The organism is Streptomyces capillispiralis, assembly GCF_007829875.1.
Lineage (GTDB): Bacteria > Actinomycetota > Actinomycetes > Streptomycetales > Streptomycetaceae > Streptomyces > Streptomyces capillispiralis.
This window is the reverse complement of the sequence record NZ_VIWV01000001.1, coordinates 3,043,949-3,068,708: the sequence shown is the minus strand read 5'-3', so window position 1 is coordinate 3,068,708 and position 24,760 is coordinate 3,043,949. Positions and strand designations below refer to the sequence as shown.

Genomic DNA, 24,760 nt, shown 5'->3' with positions numbered 1-24,760 from the left:
ACGTCGCCCGGATGCCTCACCTCACGCCGATCACGAGCATCGCGAGCACCATGGCCAGCGCCACGAGAATGCCCAGCCGCCGCAGCATCTCCTGCGTGTCCCGCAGTTCCTCGGGCGGCTCGTTCTCGGGGTCGGACCACAGCATCCCCCTAGCGTGCGGCTGAGCCGGGGGAGGGCGCCTGAGTACGGGTACTCAAGTTGCGGCGCGGCGCGGCGCGGCGCGGTGGGGTGAGGTGAAGTGGGAAGGGGTGTGGCGCAGGTGTCCGGGGCCGGGCCGGGTGTCGGCCCGGCCCCGGGGGGACTGCTAGGCCGGCCAGTACGTGCGCGTCCAAGAGGCCGGCCCCGGCTGGGGCAGGCGGTGGGCGGCGACGCGGGACGGGTCGGACCAGGAGTCGCGGGGAGCGGGCGCGCCGGACGGCAGGGCGGACGCCGCCGCGGCGCGTGCGCGAACCACCGCCAGTGCGGCGGCCAGCTCCTCCGGGGTCGGGTTGCCCCGTACGACCTTGATCACGTCGGCTCCTTGCAGGGCTCAGAGGGGGATGTTGCCGTGCTTCTTCGGGGGGAGGGATTCCCGCTTGGTACGCAGCTGACGCAGGCCCCGGACGATGTGGCGGCGGGTGTCGGACGGCATGATCACCGCGTCGACGTAGCCGCGCTCGGCCGCGACGTAGGGGTTGAGGAGGGCGTCCTCGTACTCCCGCATCAGGCGGGCGCGGGTCTCCTCGGGATCGTCCGACTCGGCGATGGTGCGGCGGTGCAGGATGTTGACGGCGCCCTGCGCGCCCATGACGGCGATCTGGGCGGTCGGCCAGGCCAGGTTGAGGTCGGCGCCCAGGTGCTTGGAGCCCATGACGTCGTAGGCGCCGCCGAAGGCCTTGCGGGTGATGACGGTGATGAGGGGGACGGTGGCCTCGGCGTAGGCGTAGATCAGCTTGGCGCCGCGGCGGATGATGCCGTCGTGCTCCTGGTCGACGCCGGGCAGGAAGCCGGGGACGTCGACGAAGGTGAGCACCGGGATGTTGAAGGCGTCGCAGGTGCGGACGAAGCGGGCCGCCTTCTCGGAGGCGGTGATGTCCAGGCAGCCGGCGAACTGCATCGGCTGGTTGGCGACGATGCCGACGGGGCGGCCCTCGACGCGGCCGTAACCGGTGAGGATGTTCGGCGCGAACAGGGGCTGGGTCTCGAAGAACTCGGCGTCGTCGAGGACGTGCTCGATGACGGTGTGCATGTCGTAGGGCTGGTTCGCCGAGTCCGGGACGAGGGTGTCGAGTTCGCGGTCCTCGTCGGTGAGCGTCAGGTCCGCCTCCTCCGGGAAGGCGGGCGGCTCGGAGAGGTTGTTGGAGGGGAGGTACGACAGGAGCTGCTTGACGTACTCGATCGCGTCCTTCTCGTCGCCGGCCATGTGGTGGGCGACGCCGGACGCGGTGTTGTGGGTGCGGGCGCCGCCCAGCTCCTCGAAGCCGACGTCCTCACCGGTGACCGTCTTGATGACGTCCGGGCCGGTGATGAACATGTGGGACGTCTGGTCGACCATGATCGTGAAGTCGGTGATCGCCGGGGAGTAGACCGCGCCGCCCGCGCAGGGGCCGACGACCAGGCTGATCTGCGGGATCACACCGGAGGCGTGGGTGTTGCGGCGGAAGATCTCGCCGTACGCGCCGAGGGAGGCGACGCCCTCCTGGATGCGGGCGCCACCGGAGTCGTTGATGCCGATGACCGGGCAGCCGGTCTTCAGCGCGAAGTCCATCACCTTGACGATCTTCTGGCCGTAGACCTCGCCGAGGGCTCCGCCGAAGACGGTGAAATCCTGGGAGAAGACGGCGACCGGGCGGCCGTCGACGGTGCCGTAACCGGTGACGACGCCGTCGCCGTAGGGGCGGTTGGCGTCGAGGCCGAAGTTGGTGGAGCGGTGCCGGGCGAACTCGTCCAGCTCGACGAAGGAGCCCTCGTCGAGCAGGAGGTCGATCCGCTCACGGGCCGTCAGCTTGCCCTTGGCGTGCTGCTTTTCGACGGCGCGTGCGGAGCCGGCGTGCGTCGCCTCTTCGATACGACGCTGGAGATCCGCGAGCTTGCCCGCGGTCGTGTGAATGTCAGGCTGCTGCTCTTCCGGCTCGGACATCGGGATGCGGCTCCCTGCCTGCTCAAAAGGGGGGACGGTTACTCATCCGTAGCGTAGTGGGGGGCCTCCGCTTCGGCAGTGCGGCGTTTACCACACCTAGGGTGGCTTGCATGACGCCGAAAGATGCATCAGATCCGTACGGGAGCCGTTGGTCCGACCTGGAGCGGCCGCCGCTCAACGCGGGCGCGTTGAAGCGAGGGCTGGTGCGGGAGGGGGCGCTGTGGTCACAGGTGGACGTGGTGCAGCGGACCGGGTCGACGAACTCCGATCTGGTCGCGCGGGCGGTCTCGGGGACGGTGGGTGAGGGGGCCGTCCTCGTCGCGGAGGAGCAGACCGCCGGGCGGGGCCGGCTGGATCGGCAGTGGAGTGCGCCTCCCCGGTCCGGGCTGTTCTTCTCCGTGCTGCTCACGCCGCGCGAGGTGCCGGTGGACCGGTGGGGGTGGCTGCCCTTGCTGACGGGGGTCGCCGTGGCCACGGGGTTGTCGCGGGCGGCCGGGGTCGATACGGCGCTGAAGTGGCCGAACGACGTGCTGGTCACGGTGGGGGGAGAGGAGCGCAAGGCCGGGGGGATCCTGGCGGAGGGGGCCGGGGAGGGGGGTGTCGTGGTGGGCGTCGGCATCAATGTGAGCCTGCGGGCGGACGAGCTGCCGGTGCCGACGGCGGGCTCGCTGGCGCTGGCGGGTGCGGTGAGTACGGACCGGGATCCGCTGCTGCGGGGGGTGCTGCGGGCGCTGGAGGAGTGGTACGGGCGGTGGCGGGAGGCCGGGGGGGACGCGGGGGCGTGCGGCTTGCAGGAGACGTACGCGGCGGGGTGCGCGACGCTGGGGCGGACGGTGCGGGCGGAGCTGCCCGGGGACCGGGCGCTGGTGGGGGAGGCGGTCGCGGTGGACGGGGACGGGCGGTTGGTGCTGGCCACGGAGGAGGGGGTGCAGGAGCCGGTGGGGGCGGGGGACATCGTGCATCTGCGGCCGGCGGGGTGAGGGTGCCTGCGGCGCAGGGGGCTGTTCGGTGGGGGTGCGCGTAGCGCGTCCCCTCCTGGCCGTACGCGGCACATCGCCCGCCTCGCCCACGGTGGGCAGTCGGGCCGCTGGGCGGTATTCCGGAGGTGCGGGCTGCGTGGCGCTTTACGGTCCGCACCCGTGTCGGGTGCCAGGAGAGTCGGCCGGCTCACCCCTGGCCCAACCTCACGGAGTGAGCTGGCGCACACCTGCCGTAGAGTTGTGGCCGGTCGATATATGGCCGTGGCAGATCGGAAGGGCAGCAACGCGTGACCGTCGACGACTCGGGTTCCGGTACGGACGCGCAGGGCGCCGGCGAGGATCCGCTTGCTCTGCGCCTCGAACAGCTCATCCTGGGCGCCGAGCGCCGTTACACCCCGTTCCAGGCCGCCCGCAGTGCCGGCGTCACCATGGAGCTGGCCACGCGGTTCTGGCGGGCCATGGGCTTCGCCGACGTCGGGCAGGCCAAGGCGCTCACCGAGGCGGACGTGCTGGCGCTGCGGCGGCTGGCCGGCCTGGTGGAGGCGGGGCTGCTCAGCGAGGCCATGGCGGTGCAGGTGGCCCGGTCCACCGGGCAGACCACCGCGCGGCTGGCCGAATGGCAGATCGACTCCTTCCTGGAGGGGCTGACCGAGCCGCCCGAGCCGGGGATGACCCGTACCGAGGTGACGTATCCGATCGTCGAGCTGCTCCTGCCCGAGCTGGAGGAGTTCCTCGTGTACGTCTGGCGGCGGCAGCTCGCCGCTTCGGCCGGGCGGGTCGTGCAGGGCGCCGACGACGAGGAGATGGTCGACCGGCGGCTCGCCGTCGCCTTCGCCGACCTCGTGGGGTTCACACGGCTGACCCGGCGGATGGAGGAGGAGGAGCTGGGCGAGCTGGTCGAGGCCTTCGAGACCACGGCCGCCGATCTGGTCGCCGCGCGGGGCGGGCGGCTCATCAAGACGCTGGGCGACGAGGTGCTGTACGCCGCCGACGACGCGGGTGTGGCCGCGGAGATCGCGATGCGGCTGATCGAGACCATGGCGCACGACGAGACCATGCCCGAGCTGCGGGTCGGCATGGCGTTCGGCACGGTCACCACCCGGATGGGTGATGTGTTCGGTACGACCGTGAATCTGGCCTCCCGGCTCACCTCCATAGCTCCCCGGGACGCCGTGCTCGTCGACACCGCGTTCGCGGAGGAGCTCATCCGCACCGGTGACGCCCCCGCCTCCGAGGCGGCGGCGGCCGAGGCGCTGGCCACCGCCGAGAAGGAGGGCGAGGAGCCGCCGGTGTACCGGTTCGCGCTCCAGCCGATGTGGCAGCGGCCGGTGCGTGGTCTGGGAGTGGTGGAGCCCTGGCTGCTCACGCGGCGGAACGGGGTCCCCTCCTCCTAGCGCGGCCCTTCGCCGCCCACGCAGATGCCGATGATCGGTACGCACAGGCCGGGCTCGGGCTTCGGCTCGGGCGTCGGCTCGGGTGTGGGTTCCGGCGTGGGGTGGGGGCGCGACGGGTGGGGGCGGTCCGGTGCCGGGTCCCGTGGTGTGGGGGGAGCGGGTGGGGGCGGGCCCGGGGTGGCGGGACCGCTCTCCGGGGGTGGGCTGGTCGGGGTGTGCGTGGTGTCCGGAGCGGACTTCTCCGGGGCGGGTGTGGTGAGGGGGGTGGGGTTCTTGGCGCCCAGGGCCGTGGGGGAGGACGGGCTCGCCTCGGGGGTGACCGTGTCCGGCGTGGGGATCGGGCGGGGTGTGGTGGTGTCCGCGTGGGGGACGACGGGGCGGGGGCCCGCCTCCACGCCGATGTCCGTGCCGGCGTCGGGAGCGGCGGCCAGGCGGACCAGGCTCACGGCGCCCGCGGCCAGGGCCAGGCCCCCTGCGGCCAGCAGGGCCTTGCGCGGGCGCGGCTTGCGGTGACGGCCCCGGAAGCGGGGCGCCCTCGGCGGCTCGTCGGGTGGTGTGGTCCGTGGCATCGCGCTTCCCTCCCCTGCGTGCGCGCTCCCCGACGCGCCGCGGTGTGCGCACGCTATGCGCCGGCGTGGGGGTGGCGGGGCGGGAGTCGGGCGGATGTCACTCGAACGGGTGGGCGGGGGGTGACGGGGGAACCGGCCGTGCGCCCTTTTCCGGGTGGGCGCCGGCTGCGATGATCGATGGCGAGTCACGTTAACCCGCGTTAACCGGAGGGTGTCATGAGTGAGGAACGGTTCGGGGAGTTCGTGCTGGTGCGCCGGCATGAGCGGGGGCATGTCGCGGAGCTCGTCCTCGACCGGCCCAAGGCCATGAACGCCGTGTCGACCGAGATGGCCCGCTCCCTCGCCGGGGCCTGTGCGGCGCTGGGGGAGGACCGTGACGTACGGGCGGTGGTGCTGACCTCGTCGCACGAGCGGGCGTTCTGCGTGGGGGCCGACCTGAAGGAGCGGAACTCCTTCAGTGACGCGGACCTGGTGCGGCAGCGGCCCGTGGCGCGGGCGGCGTACACCGGGGTGCTCGAGGTGCCGGTGCCGACGGTCGCGGCGGTGCACGGGTTCGCGCTGGGCGGCGGGTGTGAGCTGGCGCTGTCCTGCGACGTGATCGTGGCCGACCGTACGGCCGTCATGGGGCTGCCCGAGGTGTCCGTCGGGGTGATCCCGGGCGGCGGCGGTACGCAGTTGCTGCCCCGGCGGGTGGGGGCTGCGCGGGCCGCCGAGCTGATCTTCACGGCGCGGCGGGTGGAGGCCGGAGAGGCCCGGGAGCTGGGACTGGTCGACGTGCTGGTGGACGAGGGGCGGGACCGGGAGGAGGCCCTGGCCATGGCGACCCGGATCGCCGCGAACTCCCCGGTGGGGCTGCGGGCGGCCAAGCGCGCGCTGCGCCTCGGGCACGGGCTGGACCTGGCCGCCGGGCTGGAGGTGGAGGACGCGGCGTGGAGAGCGGTGGCGTTCTCCGGGGACCGGGCGGAAGGCGTCGCCGCGTTCAACGAGAAGCGCAGGCCGCAGTGGCCCGGGGAGTAGCCGCCCGCCCGCCTCCCCGATGTCCCGATTGGTCGGGAATCTCCCTAGTCTGGGGGCATGGGTGAGGAGACGCGACTGGCGGCCGTGGTGGCGCTGGCTCAGGGCATGGCCGCCGCGCACGGTTCGCGGGACGCCTGGCGGGCGGCGGCCGGCGGGGCCTGCCGGGCGCTGAGCGGGAGCTTCGCGGCGCTGTCGGTGTGGGAGCGGGAGCTCGGGCGGCTGCGCGTCCTGGTCAACGTCGGCGAGCTGGCCGAGGGGGAGGAGGAGTTCCCGGACGACGAGTCCTATCCGGTGCACCAGTTCGCCGAGATCACCGAGTTCCTGCACGAGCGGTGGGCGGGGGGCGGTGAGCCCGACGCGTGGGTGGAGACCGCCGAGGGGCCCTCGGCGGGGCGCCCCGGGTACTGCCACCAGCGGGTGGCCGCGCTCAGGCGGCGGGGGCGCGGGTGCTGCGTGGTCGCGCCGATCGTGCTGCACGGGCGGGCCTGGGGCGAGCTGTACGTGGCCCGGCCGGCCGGTGTGCCCGTCTTCGGGCGGGCCGACGCCGACTTCGCGACGGTGCTGGCCGCCGTCGTGGCCGCCGGGCTCGCGCAGACCGAGCGGCTGGAGGAGGCCCGGCGGCTGGCGTACACGGACGCGCTGACCGGGCTGGCCAACCGGCGGGCCGTGGACGCGCGGCTCGACGAGGCGGTGGAGCGGCACCGCCGGGACGGGGCCGTCGTCAGCCTGGTGGTGTGCGACGTGAACGGTCTGAAGCGGGTCAACGACACGCTGGGCCACGCCGTGGGGGACCGGCTGCTGGAGCGGTTCGGGACCGTGCTCTCGCTGTGCGGGGCCATGCTGCCGGGGGCCCTGGCGGCGCGGCTCGGCGGGGACGAGTTCTGTCTGCTGGCGGTGGGGCCGCCCGCCGACGAGGTGGTCAAGGCGGCCGACGAGGTGTGCCGCCGCGCCGTCGAACTGGGCATCGGGGACGGTGTCGCCTGCGGGGTGGCGACCACGGAGGACCCCATCGGGCCGGTGCGCTCCGCCCGGCGGCTGTTCCGGCTGGCCGACGCGGCGCAGTACCGGGCCAAGGCCGAGCGGTCCGCCCATCCGGTGGTGGCCGGGCGCGAGGGGCCGGACGACCCGGTGGTGCGGCTCGCCGACGAGCCGTCGCGGGTGAGGGGCGGGGAGCGGCGCCGGTTCCGGGGGCGGCGCTCGCCGGAGGGGCCGGTGTGACGCGAAGGTCCGTCCGCCGGTCTGGGGCCGGTGGGTCCGGAGTGGTCACGGGTTTCGGCGGCGGCCCCTGTGACGCATCGGTAAGGGGTGGACCCCGGCCCCAGTGGTGACATCATCGAATTCACTGCGTACGCTCCTGAATATGGATATGCACACTGTGGTGGTGGGGACGTCCGGCGCGACCGCGTCCGACGTGCTCGCCGTGGCGCGCGGCGGTGCCCGCATCGACCTGTCCCCGGAGGCCGTGGCCGCCCTCGCCGCGTCCCGCGAGATCGTGGAGGCCCTGGCCGCCAAACCGGACCCCGTGTACGGGGTGAGCACCGGCTTCGGCGCCCTGGCGACCCGGCACATCAGCCCGGAGCTGCGCGCCCAGCTGCAGCGCAACATCGTCCGCTCGCACGCCGCCGGCATGGGGCCCCGCGTGGAGCGGGAGGTCGTCCGCGCCCTGATGTTCCTGCGGCTCAAGACCGTCTGCTCCGGGCGCACCGGCGTCCGGCCCGAGGTCGCGCGGGCGATGGCCGACGTGCTGAACGCCGGGATCACCCCGGTCGTCCACGAGTACGGCTCCCTCGGCTGCTCCGGCGACCTGGCCCCGCTGTCCCACTGCGCCCTCACCCTGATGGGCGAGGGGGAGGCGGAGGGCCCCGACGGCCGGGTGCGCCCGGCCGGGGAACTGCTCGCCGAGCACGGCATCCGGCCCGTCGAACTGCGCGAGAAGGAGGGGCTCGCCCTCCTCAACGGGACCGACGGCATGCTCGGCATGCTGATCATGGCCCTCGCCGACCTGGACGTCCTGTACAAGTCCGCCGACGTCACGGCCGCCCTCACCCTGGAGGCGCTGCTCGGCACCGACCGGGTGCTCGCCCCCGACCTGCACGCCATCCGCCCGCACCCGGGCCAGGCCGCGAGCGCCGCCAACATGCTCGCGGTGGTCGCGGGGTCGGGGCTGACGGGACATCACCAGGACGACGCGCCCCGGGTCCAGGACGCCTACTCGGTGCGCTGCGCCCCGCAGGTCGCCGGCGCAGGACGGGACACCCTGGCCCACGCCCGGCTGGTCGCCGAGCGCGAACTCGCCTCCGCCGTCGACAATCCGGTGGTGCTGCCCGACGGACGGGTGGAGTCCAACGGCAACTTCCACGGGGCGCCGGTGGCGTACGTGCTGGACTTCCTCGCCGTCGCCGTCGCCGACCTCGGCTCCATCGCCGAGCGCCGCACCGACCGGCTGCTGGACAAGAACCGCAGCCACGGGCTGCCGCCGTTCCTCGCCGACGACCCGGGCGTCGACTCCGGGCTGATGATCGCCCAGTACACGCAGGCCGCCCTGGTCAGCGAGCTGAAGCGGCTCGCCGTACCGGCGTCGGCGGACTCGATCCCGTCCTCCGCGATGCAGGAGGACCACGTCTCCATGGGCTGGTCGGCGGCGCGCAAGCTCCGTACGGCCGTCGACAACCTCGCCCGGGTCATCGCCGTCGAGATGTACGCCGCCACCCGCGCGGTGGAGCTGCGCGAGGGACTGACCCCGGCGCCCGCGACCCGGGCCGTCATCGACGCCGTGCGGGCCGCGGGGGTGAGGGGTCCCGGACCGGACCGCCACCTGGCACCCGACCTCGCCGCGGCGGAGGCGTTCGTGCGGGACGGGCGGCTGGTCGCGGCCGTGGAGACGGTCACCGGACCGCTGCGCTGAACGCGTCCGGGGCTCCGCGGTGACGCCGCGCGGCCCCGGTCGGCGCCGGGCGCGTCAGAACTCCAGGCGCTCCCGGCGCACCGAGTAGACGACGAAGCCGGCGCCGAGGGCCAGGAAGGCCGTGCCGCCCGCGATGTACGGGGTGCTGTCGAAGCTGCCCGTGTCCGCGAGGCGGACGTCCTGGCCGGTGCCGTCCAGGGAGGCCGTCGTGCTGCTCGTGACGACTCTCGCCTGTTCGGTGACCTGCGGGGACGGGCCGGTGGCGGGCGCGTCCGACACCGAGGTCGCGTTCGCGGACGGGACGAACCACAGGGCGCACAGCAGGGTGCCCGCGGCGGTGGCGGTCAGCAACGGACGGAGCGCGGATGACACGGAATATCGATCCCCTTGTGGCGCTGGCGAATTGGCCGTGTGGGGCGATGTTAGTGAAAGGCGCGGGTCACAGGAAAGTCACGGGAGCCAAGGGCCGTACGCTCCGGTCATGAGCACTCCGGAGACAACACGGTTTGTACGACTTCGCGTGGAACTCGTCCTCGAGATCGACGACGAGGACGCGGTGACCAAGGCCGCGCTGCGCAGGATCACCGAGGACGGCGATATGCCGGCCGAGGAACGGGTACACGCGGAGAACGCCGTGACAGAGGACACCGCGGAGGCCCTGGCCTATCTCGTGGACCCGCTGAACCTGGTCGGCGAGGTGCCGGGAGTGGACCTCCTGCAGGCCTCCTGGAGCGGCGAGCAGATCGACTACGACCCGGACTCGCCGGAATGGGACCTCGACGAGGATGATGAGGAGTCCTACGACGACGGGGCGGACAGGGCCGGCTGACGCGACTTGGGGAAATCGTGACCCCGGGAGGCAACCGCCGCCCGGGGTCACGGCGTCTCAAGCGGCGCACCGACCGCTGTCCCCACCGTCCTTCCGGCGGACGTGGTGAGCCCCACACCCGCGGGCCATGGGGAACCGGATCACCCGGTCGTAGCGTTGAAGGTTGTGGACGAGGTCCTTCGGCTCCGGGCGGAGGTCTCGTGGGGTTGGGAATCGGCGACGATGGAGAAGCGTGTGATGACGGACGGTAAGCGGCGCAGGGGTCTGGCGGCCGCGTCCGCTCTGCTCGGCGGAGTGCTGGTGCTCTCGGCGTGTTCCGGCGGCGACGACAGCGCCTCGGGCGACGGCGGCAAGGGTGACTCGCAGGCCCAGGTCGACGAGGCGGCGGCCAAGAAGTCCTCCGAGGCGCAGATCGAGATCACGCCCAAGGACGGCTCGAACAACGCCTCCATCAACAACTCCGCCGCCGTGAAGGTGAGCAAGGGCACGCTCACCGAGGTGAAGATGACCACCGCCGACGGCACCGCCGTGGCCGGTGAGATATCCGCCGACAAGAAGAGCTGGAAGCCCAGCGTCCAGCTGGAGCGGGCCACCACCTACAAGCTGTCGGCCACCGCCGAGGACGCCGCGGGCCTCGCCGCCCACGAGAACGCCTCGTTCACCACGGTCGCCCCGGACAACAGCTTCATCGGCACCTTCACCCCGGACGACGGCACCACCGTCGGCGTGGGCATGCCGGTGTCGATCAACTTCGACAAGGCGATCACCGACAAGGCCGCGGTGCAGAAGGGCATCACCGTCTCCACCACCAGTGGCCAGGAGGTCGCCTGCCACTGGTTCAACGCCAACCGCATGGACTGCCGGCCCGACGAGTACTGGCAGGAGGGCTCCACCGTCACGCTGAAGCTGGCGCTCGACGGGGTCGAGGGCGCCGAGGGCGTCTACGGCGTCCAGCAGAAGACGGTCACCTTCAAGATCGGCCGCAACCAGGTGACGTACGTCGACGCCAAGACCAAGCAGATGAAGGTGACGCAGGACGGCAAGACCGTCCGCACCATCCCGATCTCCGCCGGGGCGCCCGAGAACAAGACGTACGAGGGCCAGATGGTGATCTCCGAGAAGTTCAAGGAGACCCGGATGAACGGCGCGACGGTCGGCTTCACCGACGACGACGGCAAGGGCGAGTACGACATCAAGGACGTGCCGCACGCCATGCGGCTGAGCACCTCCGGCACCTTCATCCACGGCAACTACTGGGGTGCCAAGTCCATCTTCGGCAGCGTCAACACCAGCCACGGCTGTGTGGGCCTCCAGGACGCCAAGGGCGCCGACGACCCGAACACGCCGGGCGCCTGGTTCTACGACAACTCGATCATCGGTGACGTGGTCGTCGTCCAGAACACCGGCGACAAGACCATCGCCCCGGACAACGGCCTCAACGGCTGGAACATGAGCTGGGACCAGTGGAAGGCGGGCTCGGCGGTCTGACGCGGCGCGGAGCACCTCACCCCACCTGACCGATGCCGCCGTCCGCTCCTCACGGGAGCGGGCGGCGGCATCCGTCGTCCCCGGCGGCCACCGGCGGCCCCGACGGTTCTCATGCGGCTCTTATCCCGGGCTCAACGCTTCATCACGGACCGCCCCTAGCTTGCCGCCATGTTCTTCACCTACCTGAGGCGCGAGCTGCGCCGCCGCAGAAAGGCGGCCCTCGTCGTCGCCTCCGGCCTCGCGCTCGGCATCGCGCTGGTCGTCGTGGTCACCTCCGTCTCCTCCGGCATGGGCAGGGCCCAGGAGAAGGTCCTGCAGTCCCTGTACGGACTGGGCACCGACATGACGGTCACCAAGGCCGCCGAGGCCACCACCACCCCCGAGCGCCCCCGCTTCAGCTTCGACGCCCAGGACGACGGCTCCGGCGAGGAGCAGAGCAGCGACCGCGTCATGGTGCAGGGCTTCCAGACCCTGGCGAGCTCCACCGTGGGCGAGGTCGGCGAACAGAGCGGTGTCGCCGACGCGGTGGGCGGACTGAGCCTGAACGTAGTCAAGGTGAGCGGCGAGTTCACCCGGGGCCGGTTCCAGCAGGAGGGCCAGGGCGGTGAGGGCGGCGGACCCGGCGCCGGCCAGTCCTCCCCGCAGGGGCGGGTCCAGGGCGGCGGCGCCGACTTCGACGTCAACAGCTACACCGTCTACGGCACCGACGTCACCGCCCCCGCGCTCGGCCCGCTGACCTCCTCGGAGATCACCGACGGACGCGCCTTCAGGACGACCGAGACCGACGCCGAGGTCGCCGTCGCCGACTCCGCCTACGCCCAGGAGAAGAAGCTCGAAACCGGTGACACCGTCACCGTCAAGGGCACCGACTACAAGGTCATCGGCATCGCCACCGCGTCCAGCGGGGACGCGGCGGCCAACCTCTACATCCCGCTGAAGCAGGCGCAGACGCTCGCCGGCGCCACGGACGAGGTCACCACGATCTACGTCAAGGCGACGGACTCCCAGCGGATCGACGACGTCAAGTCCACGATCCGGAAGAACATCCCGGGGACCACCGTCACCACCTCCGCCGACCTCGCCGACACCGTCTCCGGCTCCCTGTCCACCGCCTCCTCGCTCGCCGCCGGCGTCGGCACCTGGCTGTCCGTCGTGGTGCTCGTGGCCGCGTTCCTCGTCGCCGGTCTGCTCACCTCCTCGGCGGTCTCCCGCCGGGTGCGCGAGTTCGGCACGCTCAAGGCGCTGGGCTGGACGTCGGGCCGGGTGACCCGGCAGGTGGTCGGCGAGTCCGTGGTCCACGGCCTGGTCGGCGGCGCCCTCGGCATCGCGCTCGGGCTGGCGGGCGCGTACGCCGTCACCGCGGTCGGCCCCACCTTGCAGGCCCAGCTCGGCGGCGGCGCGGGCACGACCGGGCCCGGGGGCGGCGGTATGGGCGGGCCCGTCCGGCAGGCCTCCGCGCAGACCCTCGACGTGGCGCTCACCGCGCCCGTCAGCCTCACCACGCTCGCCCTCGCGGTCGGCCTCGCCGTGACCGGCGGCCTCGTCGCCGGCGCCTTCGGCGGCTGGCGCGCCTCCCGGCTGCGGCCGGCCGACGCGCTGCGCCGCGTCGGGTAGCACCCGCCCGGCACCGGCACCGGGGCCCGCCCCACGAGGGACGGGCCCCACCCCCGTACGCGATCCAGGAGGAGACCCATGTACCAACTCAGCGGCGTCACCCGGCGGTACACGCGTGGCAAGGAGACCGTCCACGCGCTCGACGGCGTCGACCTGACCATCCCCGACGGCGACCGGCTCGTCATCCAGGGGCCCACGGGCGGCGGCAAGTCCACGCTGCTGCAGATGCTCGGCGGGCTCGACCGGCCCAGCTCCGGCGAGATCGTCCTCGACGGCACCGACCTGGCCGGGCTGCCCGAGGCGCGGCTCACCCGGGTCCGCAGTGAGAGCATCGGTTTCGTCTTCCAGTCGTTCAACCTGATCCCCACGCTCACCGCGCAGGAGAACGTGGAGACCGCCCTCGTGCCGCTCGGCGTGCAGGCGAGGGAGCGCCGGGAGAAGGCCGCCGAGGCGCTGGCGTCGGTCGGGCTCGGCGAGCGGCTCGGCCACCTGCCGGGCGAGATGTCCGGCGGTCAGCAGCAGCGGGTGGCCATCGCGCGGGCGCTGGTGAAGGAGCCGAAGGTGCTGCTCGCCGACGAACCCACCGGAAACCTCGACGAGTCGACGCGCGACGAGATCATGGACGTGCTGATCCGGATGTGGAAGGAGCTCGGGCTGACCTTCGTCATGGTCACCCACGACTCGGCCCTCGCGAAGCGGGCGCCGCGCGTGGCGACCATCCGCAAGGGGCGGATCACCGTGCGGGAGAACGCCCGGACCTGACCCCGCGCAGGCCCAACCCCTCGGTTCGGTAACGAAGTTCCGGCGGTGGCGTTACAGCCGTCCGTCGACTTCCGCACCTTTCGTCCAGGCCCCCGAAGTGCCTTGAGACGCGTGATCACCCCTCGGCATACTGCGTGATCCGGGGGGTGCGCGCATGCGTACGAGACCACCCCCGGCCGGGTGATGTGTTGTGCGCCCGGCGACTTCGCTAGGGGGAACCTTGCGCAGACAAGTGAAAAGAGCGTGCGCGGCCACGGTCGCCACGGCGGCGGCCGTCGCGCTCGCGGCGGGCATGACCAGTCCGGCGGCGGCGGACGGGGGGCACACGACCGCCGGGGCGCAGACGTCCTCGAAGGCGTCCGCGCTCAAGGCCAAGCACCGCATCACGCTGATCACCGGTGACCGGGTCGCGGTGGACGCCAAGGGCCGTGTGGTCGGACTGGAGCGCGCGGAGGGCCGGGAGCACATACCCGTGCAGGTCCGCAGGTCCGGCGGCCACACCTTCGTGGTGCCGGCGGACGCCGCCCGGCTGGTGGCGAGCGGCAAGCTCGACCAGCGACTGTTCGACATCACCGAACTCAACAGGGCCACGACCCGCGGCTCCCAGAAGCGGGGCCTGAAGGTCATCGTCGGCTACCAGGGCAGCGCGGCGGGCGCCAAGACCGAGGTCCGGGACGCGGGCACGCTCCGCCGGACCCTCAAGACCCTGAACGCGGACGCGGTGCAGACCCCGCACGAGGACGCGCCCGAGCTGTGGGACGCCGTCACCGACGGCGACCGGACCGCCGCCGGTGTCGCCCACGTCTGGCTCGACGGGGTGCGCGAGGCGAGCCTGGACACCTCCGTCGGGCAGATCGGCACCCCCAAGGCGTGGGCCGCCGGCTACGACGGCAAGGGCGTCACCATCGCCGTGCTGGACACCGGTGTCGACGCCAACCACCCGGACCTCAAGGGCCAGGTGACCGAGTCCAAGAACTTCACCTCCGCGGCCACCGCCGGTGACAAGGTCGGCCACGGCACCCACGTCGCGTCCATCGCGGCCGGTACGGGCGCCGAGTCCAAGGGGAAGTACAAGGGCGTCGCGCCCGGCGCGAAGATCCTCAACGGCAAGGTCCTCGACGACGCGGGCTTCGGTGACGACTCCGGCATCCTCGCCGGCATGGAGTGGGCGGCCGCGCAGGGCGCCGACGTCGTCAACATGAGCCTGGGCGGCATGGACACCGCCGAGGTGGACCCGCTGGAGGCGGCGGTCAACAAGCTGTCCGCCGAGAAGGGCGTGCTCTTCGCCATCGCGGCCGGCAACGAGGGCCCGCGGTCGATCGGTTCGCCCGGCAGCGCGGACGCCGCGCTCACCGTCGGCGCCGTCGACGACAAGGACGCGCTCGCCGACTTCTCCTCCACCGGCCCCCGTCTCGGCGACGGCGCCATCAAGCCGGACGTCACCGCGCCGGGCGTGGACATCACGGCGGCCTCGGCGGAGGGCAACGACATCGCCAAGGAGGTCGGCGAGCAGCCGGCCGGCTACATGACCATCTCCGGTACGTCGATGGCGACCCCGCACGTGGCGGGCGCGGCGGCGATCCTGAAGCAGCAGCACCCGGAGTGGACGTACGCGGAGCTGAAGGGCGCCCTCACCGGCTCCACCAAGGGCGGCAAGTACACGCCGTTCGAGCAGGGCTCGGGCCGGATCCAGGTCGACAAGGCCGTCCAGCAGACGGTGATCGCCGAGCCGGTGTCGCTGAGCTTCGGCGTGCAGCAGTGGCCGCACACCGACGACAAGCCGGTCACCAAGGCACTGACCTACCGCAACCTCGGCACGACGGACGTCACGCTGAAGCTGGCGTCGACGGCGACCGACCCCAAGGGCAAGGCGGCCCCGGCCGGCTTCTTCAAGCTCGGTGCCACCTCGGTCACCGTCCCGGCGGGCGGCAAGGCCTCCGTGGACCTCACCGTGGACACCCGGCTCGGCGGCACGGTCGACGGCGCGTACTCCGCGTACGTGGTCGCCACCGGCGGCGGGCAGAGCGTGCGCACGGCGGCCGCGGTGCAGCGCGAGGTCGAGTCGTACGACGTGACGCTGAAGCTCCTCGACCGCGCGGGCAAGCCGGCCGGCAACTACAACGCCAGCCTGTCCGGCCTCACCGGTCTGGGCGCCGGGCAGTGGTACCAGCCCTACGAGACCGACGGCACCGTCACCGTCCGCGTGCCCAAGGGCGGTTACGTCCTGGACACCGGCATCTTCGTCGGCTCCGACCCGGAGAAGTACGAGGGCGCCGACTGGCTGGCCCAGCCGAAGCTGAACGTCACCAAGAAGACGACGATCACGCTGGACGCCCGCAAGGCCAAGCCGGTGAAGATCACCGTGCCGGCCAAGGGGGTCAAGTCGGAGTTCGCCTCGGCCGACTACACCGTCGAGACGAAGAACAGTGCGCACGCCTTCGGCTGGTGGCTGGAGTCGTACGACAACTTCCGCTCCGCCCACCTCGGTCCGCAGATCACCGACGGCTCGCTGAGCCAGCAGTGGGACGCCCACTGGAGCAAGGGCGCCAAGGAGCAGTACGACACCGTCGCCGGCGGCAAGGTCAAGCAGCTCGCCACCGGCTACAACCGCGCCTACAAGGCGGGCGACCTCGCCACGGTGAAGGTCGGCCTCGGCACGGCGGCGAGCGGCAAGAAGGGCGTTCTCGGCGCGGTGGGCTGGCTGCCGGCGAGCAGCGGTGCCTCCTCCATCGGCATCCCGCAGACCCTGCCCGGCACCCGCGTCCTGCACCTGTCCACGGCGAACGGGGTCAAGTGGGACCTCGACTTCGAGCAGCAGGGCGGTCTCGACGAGGAAGGCTGGCCGATCACCGAGGCCGGTTACTCCGTCGGCTACGGCAAGGGCTACAAGGCCGGCAAGAGCTACTCCGAGACCGTGAACACGGCCGTCTTCCAGCCGCGTCTGACCGCGGACTACGGGCTGTTCCGGGACGGCAACAGCATCTCGGGCCTCATCCCGCTGTTCGCCGACGGCAAGGGCCACGCCGGCTCCTCGCTGTTCACCTCGGCCACCACCACCCTCTACCGTGACGGCAAGAAGGTCGGCTCGAACGACGACCCGCTGTTCGGCGACGGGGAGTTCAAGGTCCCGTCCGGTGACGCCGCGTACAAGCTGACCACCTCGGTCAAGCGCAGCGCCAAGGTCGCCGCCGCCTCCACCCGGATCGACGCGAGCTGGTCCTTCCGCTCCAAGAAGACCAGCGACCTCACCCAGCTGCCCGCCTCCACGGCCCGCTTCCTCGCGGCCACCGGGCTGGACAGCAAGGTCGCGGCCGGCAAGACGGCCAAGATCCCGGTCACCGTGGAGGGCGCCGCCAAGGGCAAGAACCTCAAGTCCCTGTCGGTGTACGTGTCCTACGACTACGGCAAGACCTGGAAGAAGGTCACCGTGAACAAGGGCAGCATCTCGGTCAAGAACCCGGCGAAGGGGAAGGCCATCTCCTTCCACGCCAAGATCGCCGACAAGAAGGGCAACAAGTCGACGATCTCGATCTACAACGCCTACTACGGCAAGTAGGACCCGACCGCGCACGGCCCGTCGGAAGCTCTGCTTCCGGCGGGCCGTCCGTGTGTCAGGCCGTGGGCGCCGACGTGCCGGAGCGGTGCGCGTCCGCGCCCCAGCTGGCCAGCAGCCGCAGCGCCTCCGCCGACGGCGAGCCCGGCTCGGCGAAGTACGTCACCAGCGACTGCTCGCTGGTGTCGCCCGCCGGGCGGAACGACTCCCACAGCAGCGTCAGCTCACCGACCAGCGGATGCCGGAGGTGCTTGACGCCGTGGCTCTTCTCCTTGACGTCGTGCGCCGCCCACAGGCGCCGGAACTCCTCGCTCTTGACCGAGAGCTCCCCGACCAGGGCGGACAGCTGGGGGTCGTCCGGACGGCGGCCCGCGTCCATGCGCAGATAGGCGACCATGTCGGACGCCTTCTGCTCCCACTCCACGAACAGCTCCCGGTAGTCCGGGTTCAGGAAGACCAGCCGCGCCCAGTTCCGCTCCGGCGCCGGCATCCCGCCCCAGTCGCCGAAGAGCGCCGCCGCCATCCGGTTCCAGGCGAGGATCTCGGAACGCCGGCCCACCACGTACGCCGGGACCGTGTCCATCGACTCCAGGAGCTGCCGCAGCGCCGCGCGGGGCTGCTGGGACCGGGCCGGCTGCTTCTTCCTGAGCCGCTTCGGCTTCGCCAGGTGCGTGAGGTGGGCGTGCTCGGCGTCGGTCAGGCGCAGGGCGCGCGCGATCGAGTCCAGCACCTCCGCCGACACGTTCTGCCCGTTGCCCTGCTCCAGACGCGTGTAGTACGCGGGCGACACCCCGGCGAGCTGCGCCAGCTCCTCCCGGCGCAGTCCCGGCACCCTGCGGGTCCGCCCGAAGTCCGGCAGGCCCACGTCCCCGGGCTTCAGCCGGGCCCGCCGGGTGCGCAGGAACTCGCTGAGTTCCGCCCGCGGGTCGAGGCCGGCGCCCGCGGGACCGGCCGGATCGGTGTGCTGCTCGTCCATGACTCCAGTATTCCCGGTCGTACGCGCACCATCCTGTCCCCGCCAGTGGTACGCACAGCCAACGTACGAAGAAGCGTGGGCTGGGTGAGGCGCGGCGATCGGCGCAGGCTGGAGGCCGTGCCCGGCCGGACAGAAGGCAGCCGGGCGCACGACGTCACGAGGAGAACCCCCGCATGACCACTGTTGCCGCGTACGCCGCACCCGCCGCCAAGGCTCCGCTGGAGCGGACGACCATCGAGCGGCGCGAGGTCGGCGAGCACGACATCCTGATCGACATCAAGTTCGCCGGCATCTGCCACTCCGACATCCACCAGGCCCGTGAGGGCTGGGGCGAGGCGATCTTCCCGATGGTCCCCGGCCACGAGATCGCCGGTGTGGTGTCCGAGGTCGGGTCCGGCGTCACCAGGTTCCGGGTCGGCGACCGCGTGGGCGTCGGCTGCATGGTCGACTCCTGCCGCGAGTGCGACAACTGCCGAGCGGGCCTGGAGCAGTACTGCCTGAACGGCGCCACGATGACCTACAACGGCATCGGCCGGGACGGCCTGCCCACCCAGGGCGGCTACGCGCGGACCATCGTCGTCGACGAGAACTACGTCGTCCGCATCCCCGAGGGCCTCTCCCTCGATGAGGCCGCCCCGCTGCTGTGCGCGGGCATCACCACGTACTCCCCGCTGCGGCACTGGAACGCCGGTCCCGGCAAGAAGGTCGCCGTCGTCGGGCTCGGCGGCCTTGGCCACCTGGCCGTGAAGATCGCGCACGCGCTCGGCGCCGAGGTGACGGTGCTGTCGCAGTCCCTGCGCAAGAAGGACGACGGCCTGAAGCTGGGCGCCGACCACTACTACGCCACCGCCGACCCGGCCACCTTCGAGAACCTGCGGGGCAGCCTCGACCTGATCGTCTCCACCGTCTCCGCCCCGCTCGACCTCGGCGCGTACCTGTCGCTGCTGAAGACGGACGGCGCGCTGGTGAACGTGGGCGCCCCGGAGGAGCCCGTCTCCCTCAACCTGTTCTCGGTGATCGGCGGCCGCAAGACCCTCGCCGGGTCGAGCATCGGCGGCATCCGGGAGACCCAGGAGATGCTGGACTTCTGCGCCGAGCACGGCATCGGCGCGGAGATCGAGCTGATCGGTGCCGCGGAGATCAACGAGGCCTACGAGCGGGTCCTGAACAGCGACGTCCGCTACCGCTTCGTGATCGACACGGCGACGATCTGAGCCACCCCCGGCCCGGCGGCCGCCGCACGCGTCAGTGCGGCAGGGTCGCCGGGCTGCCGCCGTTCGCCTCGTAGCCGGCGACCGCCAGGGCGCGGTAGACGGCGAACTCGGCGGCGGGGTCCCGGGACAGCGTCCAGGGCAGGGCGCCGACGTGGCCGTCGACGTGTATCAGCTGGCTCATGGCCTCCGCCCAGCGCTCGGCGCGGACCAGGAAGAAGACCAGCAGGTGCCGCACATGGGCGAGCATCGGGTCGTCGGGCCGCGCCGAGTGCACCGCGTGCAGCGCGCCGTGGATCGCCTTGGTGACGACCTCGCTCCGGTAGAAGCCGCTGACCAGGTTCACCTCGGGCAGGTGCTCGAACACCGCGAAGAGCGGCATCGCGGCGAGCAGCGAGCCCTGCGGTGCCCTGGCCGCCGCGGCCTCCGCGAAGGAGTAGGCCTGCTGCCGCGAGCCGTGCCACTTCTCGCACCAGTAGTGCAGGGCGGCCAGGTGGGCGCCCATGTGGTTCGGCGCGCGGTCCAGGATCTTCAGCCACAGCTGCTCGAACTCCGGCTGCGAGTAGCCGAGCCCGCGGGCCACCGAGAGCTCCACGATGTACGGGACCGGGTCACCGGGGGCCAGCAGCGCCGCCTCGCCGCACGCCGCCCTCGCCTCCTCCATGATGATCCGGAACTCGTCCGTCCCGGGCGCCGCCGTACGCCACGCCTGCTGCACCAGGAACTCGGCGTGCACCGCCGCGCCGCCCGCGTCCTTGGGCGCCTCGGTGCGCCACACCCGCAGCCACTGTCCGCCCGGCGCCTCGCTCACTCCGCCGGGCCGCGTGCTCAGCTCCAGCGAGGCCGCGCCCGCGAAGGCCTGGACGCGCTGCCAGCGCGGCTCGCCCTCCGCGGCCGTGCCGGCCAGCAGCTGCTGCGCCGCCCGGTGGTCCTGGGTGCGCTGCACCAGGTCCAGGACGTCCAGCAGGTCCTGGTCGGGGCCGGGCATGCGGATGTCCAGCTCCTCCTCGCGGGCGAAGCCGTAGTTCGCCGGGTCCGCCGCGTCCGGGTGGCCGGGCGGCACCAGCCCGACCGCGCCGCGCCGGCGCCGCAGGAACGGCAGCACCACGAAGCCGAGCATGACGAGGGCGATCAGGACCCACAGAATCTCCATGCCACCAGCGAACCAGACCGCGCCGACACTTGGCCAACCCGGTCCCCGAACCTGTGGAGAACTCCCGGCACCCGCCCCCGCGAGCCCGCCCCGACCCCTTCTCGCCGCCCTTCCCGACCCCTTCCCGGAACCCGCGCACGCTCCGAGCGCGCTCCGGGTCCGGCATCCGCGCGCCGCGCGCACTACCCTCGGTGCCCATGAGCGACAGGCACATCAGTCAGCACTTCGAGACGCTCGCGATCCACGCGGGCAACACCGCCGACCCCCTGACGGGCGCGGTCGTCCCGCCGATCTACCAGGTGTCCACCTACAAGCAGGACGGCGTCGGCGGCCTGCGCGGCGGCTACGAGTACAGCCGCAGCGCCAATCCGACCAGGACAGCGCTGGAGGAGAACCTCGCCGCCCTGGAGGGCGGCCGCCGCGGCCTCGCGTTCGCGTCCGGACTGGCGGCCGAGGACTGCCTGTTGCGTACGCTGCTCGGCCCCGGCGATCACGTGGTGATCCCGAACGACGCGTACGGCGGCACGTTCCGCCTCTTCGCCAAGGTCGTCGCCCGCTGGGGCGTGGAGTGGTCGGTGGCCGACACCAGCGACCCCTCCGCCGTACGGGCCGCCCTCACCCCGAGGACCAAGGTCGTCTGGGTGGAGACCCCCTCCAACCCGCTGCTCGGCATCACCGACATCGCCGCCGTCGCCCAGGTCGCCCGGGACGCGGGCGCCCGCCTCGTCGTCGACAACACCTTCGCCACGCCCTACCTCCAGCAGCCGCTGGCGCTCGGCGCGGACGTCGTCGTGCACTCCCTGACCAAGTACATGGGCGGCCACTCGGACGTCGTCGGCGGCGCGCTGATCACCGGTGACGCGGAGCTGGGCGAGGAGCTGGCGTTCCACCAGAACGCGATGGGCGCGGTCGCCGGGCCCTTCGACTCCTGGCTGGTGCTGCGCGGCACCAAGACGCTCTCGGTCCGCATGGACCGGCACAGCGAGAACGCCACGAAGATCGCCGACATGCTCACCCGCCACCCGCGCGTGACGAGCGTCCTGTACCCGGGGCTGCCGGACCACCCCGGTCACGAGGTGGCCGCCAAGCAGATGCGGGCCTTCGGCGGCATGGTCTCCTTCCGCGTGGAGGGCGGCGAGGAGGCGGCCGTCGCGGTCTGCGACCGGGCCAGGGTGTTCACGCTCGGCGAGTCGCTGGGCGGCGTCGAGTCGCTGATCGAGCACCCGGGGCGGATGACGCACGCGTCCGCGGCCGGCTCCGCGCTCGAGGTCCCGGCCGACCTGGTGCGCCTGTCCGTGGGCATCGAGAACGTCGACGACCTGCTCGAGGACCTCCAGCAGGCGCTCGGCCGCTAGCGGCCGGACCGCGCCGGCCGGTCACCAGACCGTCAGGGGTGGAGTCGTCTCCGACGGCGGCTCCACCCAGGGGCGGACCGTCAGCGCCCACACCACGAACACCACGGTCACCGCGAGCAGCACCAGCCACATCGCGCGGCGGGCGAGCGTCCTGCGGCGCAGCAGCCGGGCCCCGCGGCGCGCGGCCTCCGCGTGCAGGCCGGGCGGCACGGGCGGCGGCGCCTGCTCCAGCAGCCGCCGCACGGTCGCCTCGCGGTTCATCCGGGTCATGACGGCACCCTCCCGACGCCGCCGGGCGCGGGCGCGGCCGGTGCCGGGGGCGGGCGCAGGACGGTGGCCATCGCGCGGTGGAAGACCGTGCGCACGCGCTCCGCGGGCAGGCCGAGCAGCGCCGCCGTCTGCTCCTCGGCGACGCCCTCGTGGAGCCGCAGCACGAGGACCAGGCGCTCCCGCGGGGTCAGCCGGGCCACGGGGCTCCCGGGGTGGGGGCGGGAGCGGAGCAGGCCCCCGTGCCGGTGCCAGGCGCCGCGCGCGAAGCGGGTCGCCAGGTACTGGCGGGTGTGGTCGTAGGGATCCTCGCCGCGCAGCCGGTCCCAGGAGGCGTACGTGTGGGCCATGGCCAGGGTGAGCAGGCGCCGCGCGCGCGGGTTGTCGTCCCGGGCCTCGGCGGTGAGCAGGGTCGCGGTGTGCAGCAGCCGTCCGCCCGCGCCCGCGACGTACGCCTCGAACTCGCGGGCGCGGGGAACGTTTCCGGACGCGTGCCGTGGTCGCAACCGCGCCTCCCGCCACCGCTGAGAGAGCCCTTGGTTCTCATATCAGGCCAGGGTGCGCCTCGGGGTCAAGAGACGTGCACGCGCGCAGGGGCCCGCGGGGCCGAAAGGGGGGCCGGGGCGCGGCCCCCGGGGCTCAGGAGTCCACCCGGTCCTGGATGGACATCCGGGAGGACAGCGCGCTGTTGAAGCGCGTCAGGAGCGCGCAGAACGCCTCGCGCTCCTCCGGCGCCCAGTCGTGTGTCAACTCGGCCATCAACTGACGCCGCGAGGAGCGCACTTCCTCCAGGCGCGCCTGCCCGCGCGGGGACAGCTGGAGCACGACCGCCCGCCCGTCCTCGGGGTGCGAGGTCCGCTTGACCAGGCCGGTGTCCACGAGCGGGGCGACCTGTCGGGTGACCGTCGAGGAGTCGATGCCCATGCTCGCGGCGAGCGCCTTGACGCCCATCGGGCCTTCCTTGTCCAGGCGGTTGAGCAGCAGGTACGCGGCGCGGTCCATCGAGTTGCGCACCTGGCCGACCCCGCCGAGCCGCGTCTGTTCCGCGCGGCGGGCGAACAACGCCACCTCGTGCTGCAGCGTGTCGAGAAGACCGGTGTCACCGACGGCCGACAGGTCCGTCGTCATGTCCATCGACATGTCAGGTGGTGTGGGCATGGCCGGGGGCTCACTTCGTGGAGGGCTGCTAATTGGGGGACAGGGTACGCGGATGGAGGGCGGGTCGTACCGGGGCTGCGCAAAGCCGAGTCCGCGGGTTGGTCACACCGGTCGCCGCCGCCGGCGAACTGCGATGCTGGAGTCATGAGCTACAGCACGGCCGACGCCCTGCGGACCGTCACTCTCGACGATGTGCGCGGCGCGCGGAAGATGCTCTCGGGCGTGGCCCGCACGACCGCGCTGGAGGGCAGCAGGCACCTGTCCGGGGCCGTGGCGGCCCCGGTGCACCTGAAGTGCGAGAACCTCCAGCGGACGGGATCGTTCAAGCTGCGCGGCGCGTACGTGAGGATCGCCGGGCTGCTGCCCGAGGAGCGGGCCGCCGGTGTCGTCGCCGCGAGCGCCGGCAACCACGCGCAGGGTGTCGCGCTGGCGTCGTCGCTGCTCGGGGTGCGTTCCACCGTGTTCATGCCGAAGGGTGCCCCGCTGCCGAAGATCAGCGCGACCCGGGAGTACGGCGCCGAGGTGCGCCTGCACGGCCAGGTGGTCGACGAGACGCTGGCCGCCGCGACCGAGTACGCGCACGAGACCGGCGCGGTGTTCATCCACCCCTTCGACCACCCGGACGTCATCGCGGGCCAGGGCACGGTGGGGCTGGAAATCCTGGAGCAGTGCCCGCAGGTGCGCACGATCGTCGTCGGGGTGGGCGGCGGCGGGCTGGCGGCCGGGATCGCGGTCGCGGTGAAGGCGCTGCGGCCCGACGTGCGGATCGTCGGGGTGCAGGCGGCGGGCGCGGCGGCGTATCCGCCCTCGCTGGCGGCCGGGCGTCCGGTGTCGGTGCGCAACCCGGTGACGATGGCCGACGGCATCAAGGTGGGACGGCCCGGGGACGTGCCGTTCGGCATCGTCGACGAGCTGGTGGACGAGGTGCGCACGGTCACCGAGGACGAGCTGTCGGCCGCCCTGCTGCTGTGTCTGGAGCGGGCCAAGCTGGTCGTCGAGCCGGCCGGGGCCAGCCCGGTCGCGGCCCTGCTGAGCCGCCCGGACACCTTCGAGGGGCCGGTCGTCGCGGTGCTGTCCGGCGGCAACGTGGACCCGGTGCTGATGGAGCGGGTGCTGCGGCACGGCATGGCGGCCCAGGGCCGCTACCTGGCCGTGCGGCTGCGTCTGACGGACCGGCCCGGCGCCCTCGCGTCGCTGCTCGGCACGTTGTCGGCGGCCGACGCCAACGTCCTCGACGTGAGCCATGTGCGGACCGATCCGCGGCTCGGGCTCACGGAGGCGGAGGTCGAGCTGCACCTGGAGACGAAGGGCCCGGCGCACTGCACCGAGGTCGGCCAGGCCCTGCGCGAGGCGGGCTACACGGTCATCGGCTGACGCGCGGCACGACAAGGCCCCCGGCGCCGCTGGGGG

At 72.7% G+C, this 24,760-nt stretch carries 23 protein-coding genes; 13 read left to right on the top strand and 10 right to left on the bottom strand.

Annotated features, from left to right (window positions below; translation table 11 throughout):
• Window positions 1-16: 16 nt before the first annotated feature.
• From mmpB to FHX78_RS12690, 3 genes are all read right to left on the bottom strand, one after another.
• Complete coding sequence (mmpB, locus tag FHX78_RS37935; protein WP_268257179.1) at window positions 17-145, bottom strand: morphogenic membrane protein MmpB; 129 nt, start codon at window positions 143-145, stop codon at window positions 17-19.
• Window positions 146-304: 159 nt separating this feature from the next.
• Window positions 305-511, bottom strand: coding sequence for an acyl-CoA carboxylase epsilon subunit (locus tag FHX78_RS12695; protein WP_145867562.1), 207 nt, complete (start codon window positions 509-511; stop codon window positions 305-307).
• 18 nt (window positions 512-529) lie between these two features.
• Window positions 530-2,119 carry an acyl-CoA carboxylase subunit beta gene (locus FHX78_RS12690; RefSeq protein WP_145867561.1) on the bottom strand — a complete coding sequence of 530 codons (1,590 nt, stop codon included), beginning with the start codon at window positions 2,117-2,119 and terminating at the stop codon, window positions 530-532.
• A gap of 110 nt (window positions 2,120-2,229) precedes the next feature.
• Between FHX78_RS12690 and FHX78_RS12685 the strand changes: the two genes are divergently transcribed.
• Both FHX78_RS12685 and FHX78_RS12680 read left to right on the top strand, forming a co-directional pair.
• Window positions 2,230-3,099: a biotin--[acetyl-CoA-carboxylase] ligase gene (locus FHX78_RS12685; RefSeq protein WP_145867560.1), complete on the top strand. Its 870-nt coding sequence runs from the start codon at window positions 2,230-2,232 to the stop codon at window positions 3,097-3,099.
• 287 nt (window positions 3,100-3,386) lie between these two features.
• Window positions 3,387-4,493, top strand: a complete 1,107-nt coding sequence (locus FHX78_RS12680; RefSeq protein WP_145867559.1) for an adenylate/guanylate cyclase domain-containing protein — start codon at window positions 3,387-3,389, stop codon at window positions 4,491-4,493.
• On the opposite strand, the gene FHX78_RS36755 is transcribed toward FHX78_RS12680, so the two are convergent.
• Window positions 4,490-5,062 (bottom strand): hypothetical protein, encoded by a 573-nt coding sequence (locus FHX78_RS36755; RefSeq protein ID WP_167531752.1) that lies wholly within the window; start codon window positions 5,060-5,062, stop codon window positions 4,490-4,492. The genes FHX78_RS12680 and FHX78_RS36755 overlap by 4 nt on opposite strands.
• 216 nt (window positions 5,063-5,278) lie before the next feature.
• On the opposite strand from FHX78_RS36755, the gene FHX78_RS12670 reads away from it, so the two are divergent.
• The 3 genes from FHX78_RS12670 (at window position 5,279) to hutH (ending at window position 8,984) form a co-directional block, all read left to right on the top strand.
• Window positions 5,279-6,079 carry an enoyl-CoA hydratase/isomerase family protein gene (locus FHX78_RS12670; protein ID WP_145867558.1) on the top strand — a complete coding sequence of 267 codons (801 nt, stop codon included), beginning with the start codon at window positions 5,279-5,281 and terminating at the stop codon, window positions 6,077-6,079.
• A gap of 57 nt (window positions 6,080-6,136) precedes the next feature.
• Window positions 6,137-7,297: a GGDEF domain-containing protein gene (locus FHX78_RS12665; RefSeq protein WP_145867557.1), complete on the top strand. Its 1,161-nt coding sequence runs from the start codon at window positions 6,137-6,139 to the stop codon at window positions 7,295-7,297.
• A gap of 148 nt (window positions 7,298-7,445) precedes the next feature.
• A complete protein-coding gene (gene hutH / locus FHX78_RS12660) occupies window positions 7,446-8,984 on the top strand; it encodes a histidine ammonia-lyase (protein ID WP_145871903.1) in 1,539 nt (512 codons plus the stop codon).
• A gap of 54 nt (window positions 8,985-9,038) precedes the next feature.
• On the opposite strand, the gene FHX78_RS36750 is transcribed toward hutH, so the two are convergent.
• Window positions 9,039-9,356, bottom strand: a complete 318-nt coding sequence (locus tag FHX78_RS36750; RefSeq protein ID WP_167531751.1) for an LAETG motif-containing sortase-dependent surface protein — start codon at window positions 9,354-9,356, stop codon at window positions 9,039-9,041.
• A gap of 148 nt (window positions 9,357-9,504) precedes the next feature.
• Here FHX78_RS36750 and FHX78_RS36745 point away from each other — a divergent pair, with 148 nt between their 5' ends.
• The 5 genes from FHX78_RS36745 (at window position 9,505) to FHX78_RS12635 (ending at window position 17,233) form a co-directional block, all read left to right on the top strand.
• The gene (locus FHX78_RS36745) at window positions 9,505-9,813 is read left to right on the top strand and encodes a hypothetical protein (RefSeq protein ID WP_244403707.1); all 309 of its coding nucleotides are present in this window, start codon (window positions 9,505-9,507) and stop codon (window positions 9,811-9,813) included.
• 237 nt (window positions 9,814-10,050) lie between these two features.
• Window positions 10,051-11,301, top strand: a complete 1,251-nt coding sequence (locus tag FHX78_RS12650) for a L,D-transpeptidase (RefSeq protein WP_145867556.1) — start codon at window positions 10,051-10,053, stop codon at window positions 11,299-11,301.
• Window positions 11,302-11,469: 168 nt separating this feature from the next.
• Window positions 11,470-12,915, top strand: coding sequence for an ABC transporter permease (locus FHX78_RS12645; RefSeq protein ID WP_145867555.1), 1,446 nt, complete (start codon window positions 11,470-11,472; stop codon window positions 12,913-12,915).
• 78 nt (window positions 12,916-12,993) lie between these two features.
• Window positions 12,994-13,677 carry an ABC transporter ATP-binding protein gene (locus FHX78_RS12640; protein ID WP_145867554.1) on the top strand — a complete coding sequence of 228 codons (684 nt, stop codon included), beginning with the start codon at window positions 12,994-12,996 and terminating at the stop codon, window positions 13,675-13,677.
• A gap of 232 nt (window positions 13,678-13,909) precedes the next feature.
• On the top strand, window positions 13,910-17,233 hold the full coding sequence (locus FHX78_RS12635) for a S8 family peptidase (RefSeq protein WP_145871899.1): 3,324 nt from the start codon (window positions 13,910-13,912) through the stop codon (window positions 17,231-17,233).
• A 55-nt stretch (window positions 17,234-17,288) separates the two neighbouring features.
• On the opposite strand, the gene FHX78_RS12630 is transcribed toward FHX78_RS12635, so the two are convergent.
• Window positions 17,289-18,206, bottom strand: a complete 918-nt coding sequence (locus tag FHX78_RS12630; RefSeq protein WP_145867553.1) for a helix-turn-helix transcriptional regulator — start codon at window positions 18,204-18,206, stop codon at window positions 17,289-17,291.
• A gap of 173 nt (window positions 18,207-18,379) precedes the next feature.
• Here FHX78_RS12630 and FHX78_RS12625 point away from each other — a divergent pair, with 173 nt between their 5' ends.
• Entirely contained in the window at window positions 18,380-19,420 is a 1,041-nt protein-coding gene (locus FHX78_RS12625; RefSeq protein ID WP_145867552.1) for an NAD(P)-dependent alcohol dehydrogenase, read from the top strand.
• Between the two features lie 31 nt (window positions 19,421-19,451).
• On the opposite strand, the gene FHX78_RS12620 is transcribed toward FHX78_RS12625, so the two are convergent.
• Window positions 19,452-20,570, bottom strand: a complete 1,119-nt coding sequence (locus FHX78_RS12620; protein WP_145867551.1) for a hypothetical protein — start codon at window positions 20,568-20,570, stop codon at window positions 19,452-19,454.
• 197 nt (window positions 20,571-20,767) lie between these two features.
• On the opposite strand from FHX78_RS12620, the gene FHX78_RS12615 reads away from it, so the two are divergent.
• Window positions 20,768-21,925 (top strand): cystathionine gamma-synthase, encoded by a 1,158-nt coding sequence (locus FHX78_RS12615; protein WP_145867550.1) that lies wholly within the window; start codon window positions 20,768-20,770, stop codon window positions 21,923-21,925.
• Window positions 21,926-21,946: 21 nt separating this feature from the next.
• Here FHX78_RS12615 and FHX78_RS12610 read toward each other — a convergent pair whose 3' ends face one another.
• The 3 genes from FHX78_RS12610 to FHX78_RS12600 form a co-directional block, all read right to left on the bottom strand.
• Entirely contained in the window at window positions 21,947-22,195 is a 249-nt protein-coding gene (locus FHX78_RS12610; protein WP_145867549.1) for a hypothetical protein, read from the bottom strand.
• Window positions 22,192-22,698: a sigma factor-like helix-turn-helix DNA-binding protein gene (locus tag FHX78_RS12605; RefSeq protein ID WP_145867548.1), complete on the bottom strand. Its 507-nt coding sequence runs from the start codon at window positions 22,696-22,698 to the stop codon at window positions 22,192-22,194. Before FHX78_RS12605 ends, FHX78_RS12610 begins: the two co-directional genes overlap by 4 nt.
• A 133-nt stretch (window positions 22,699-22,831) precedes the next feature.
• Complete coding sequence (locus tag FHX78_RS12600; RefSeq protein ID WP_145871897.1) at window positions 22,832-23,332, bottom strand: MarR family winged helix-turn-helix transcriptional regulator; 501 nt, start codon at window positions 23,330-23,332, stop codon at window positions 22,832-22,834.
• 162 nt (window positions 23,333-23,494) lie between these two features.
• On the opposite strand from FHX78_RS12600, the gene ilvA reads away from it, so the two are divergent.
• A complete protein-coding gene (ilvA, locus tag FHX78_RS12595; protein WP_145867547.1) occupies window positions 23,495-24,724 on the top strand; it encodes a threonine ammonia-lyase in 1,230 nt (409 codons plus the stop codon).
• Window positions 24,725-24,760 lie beyond the last annotated feature (36 nt).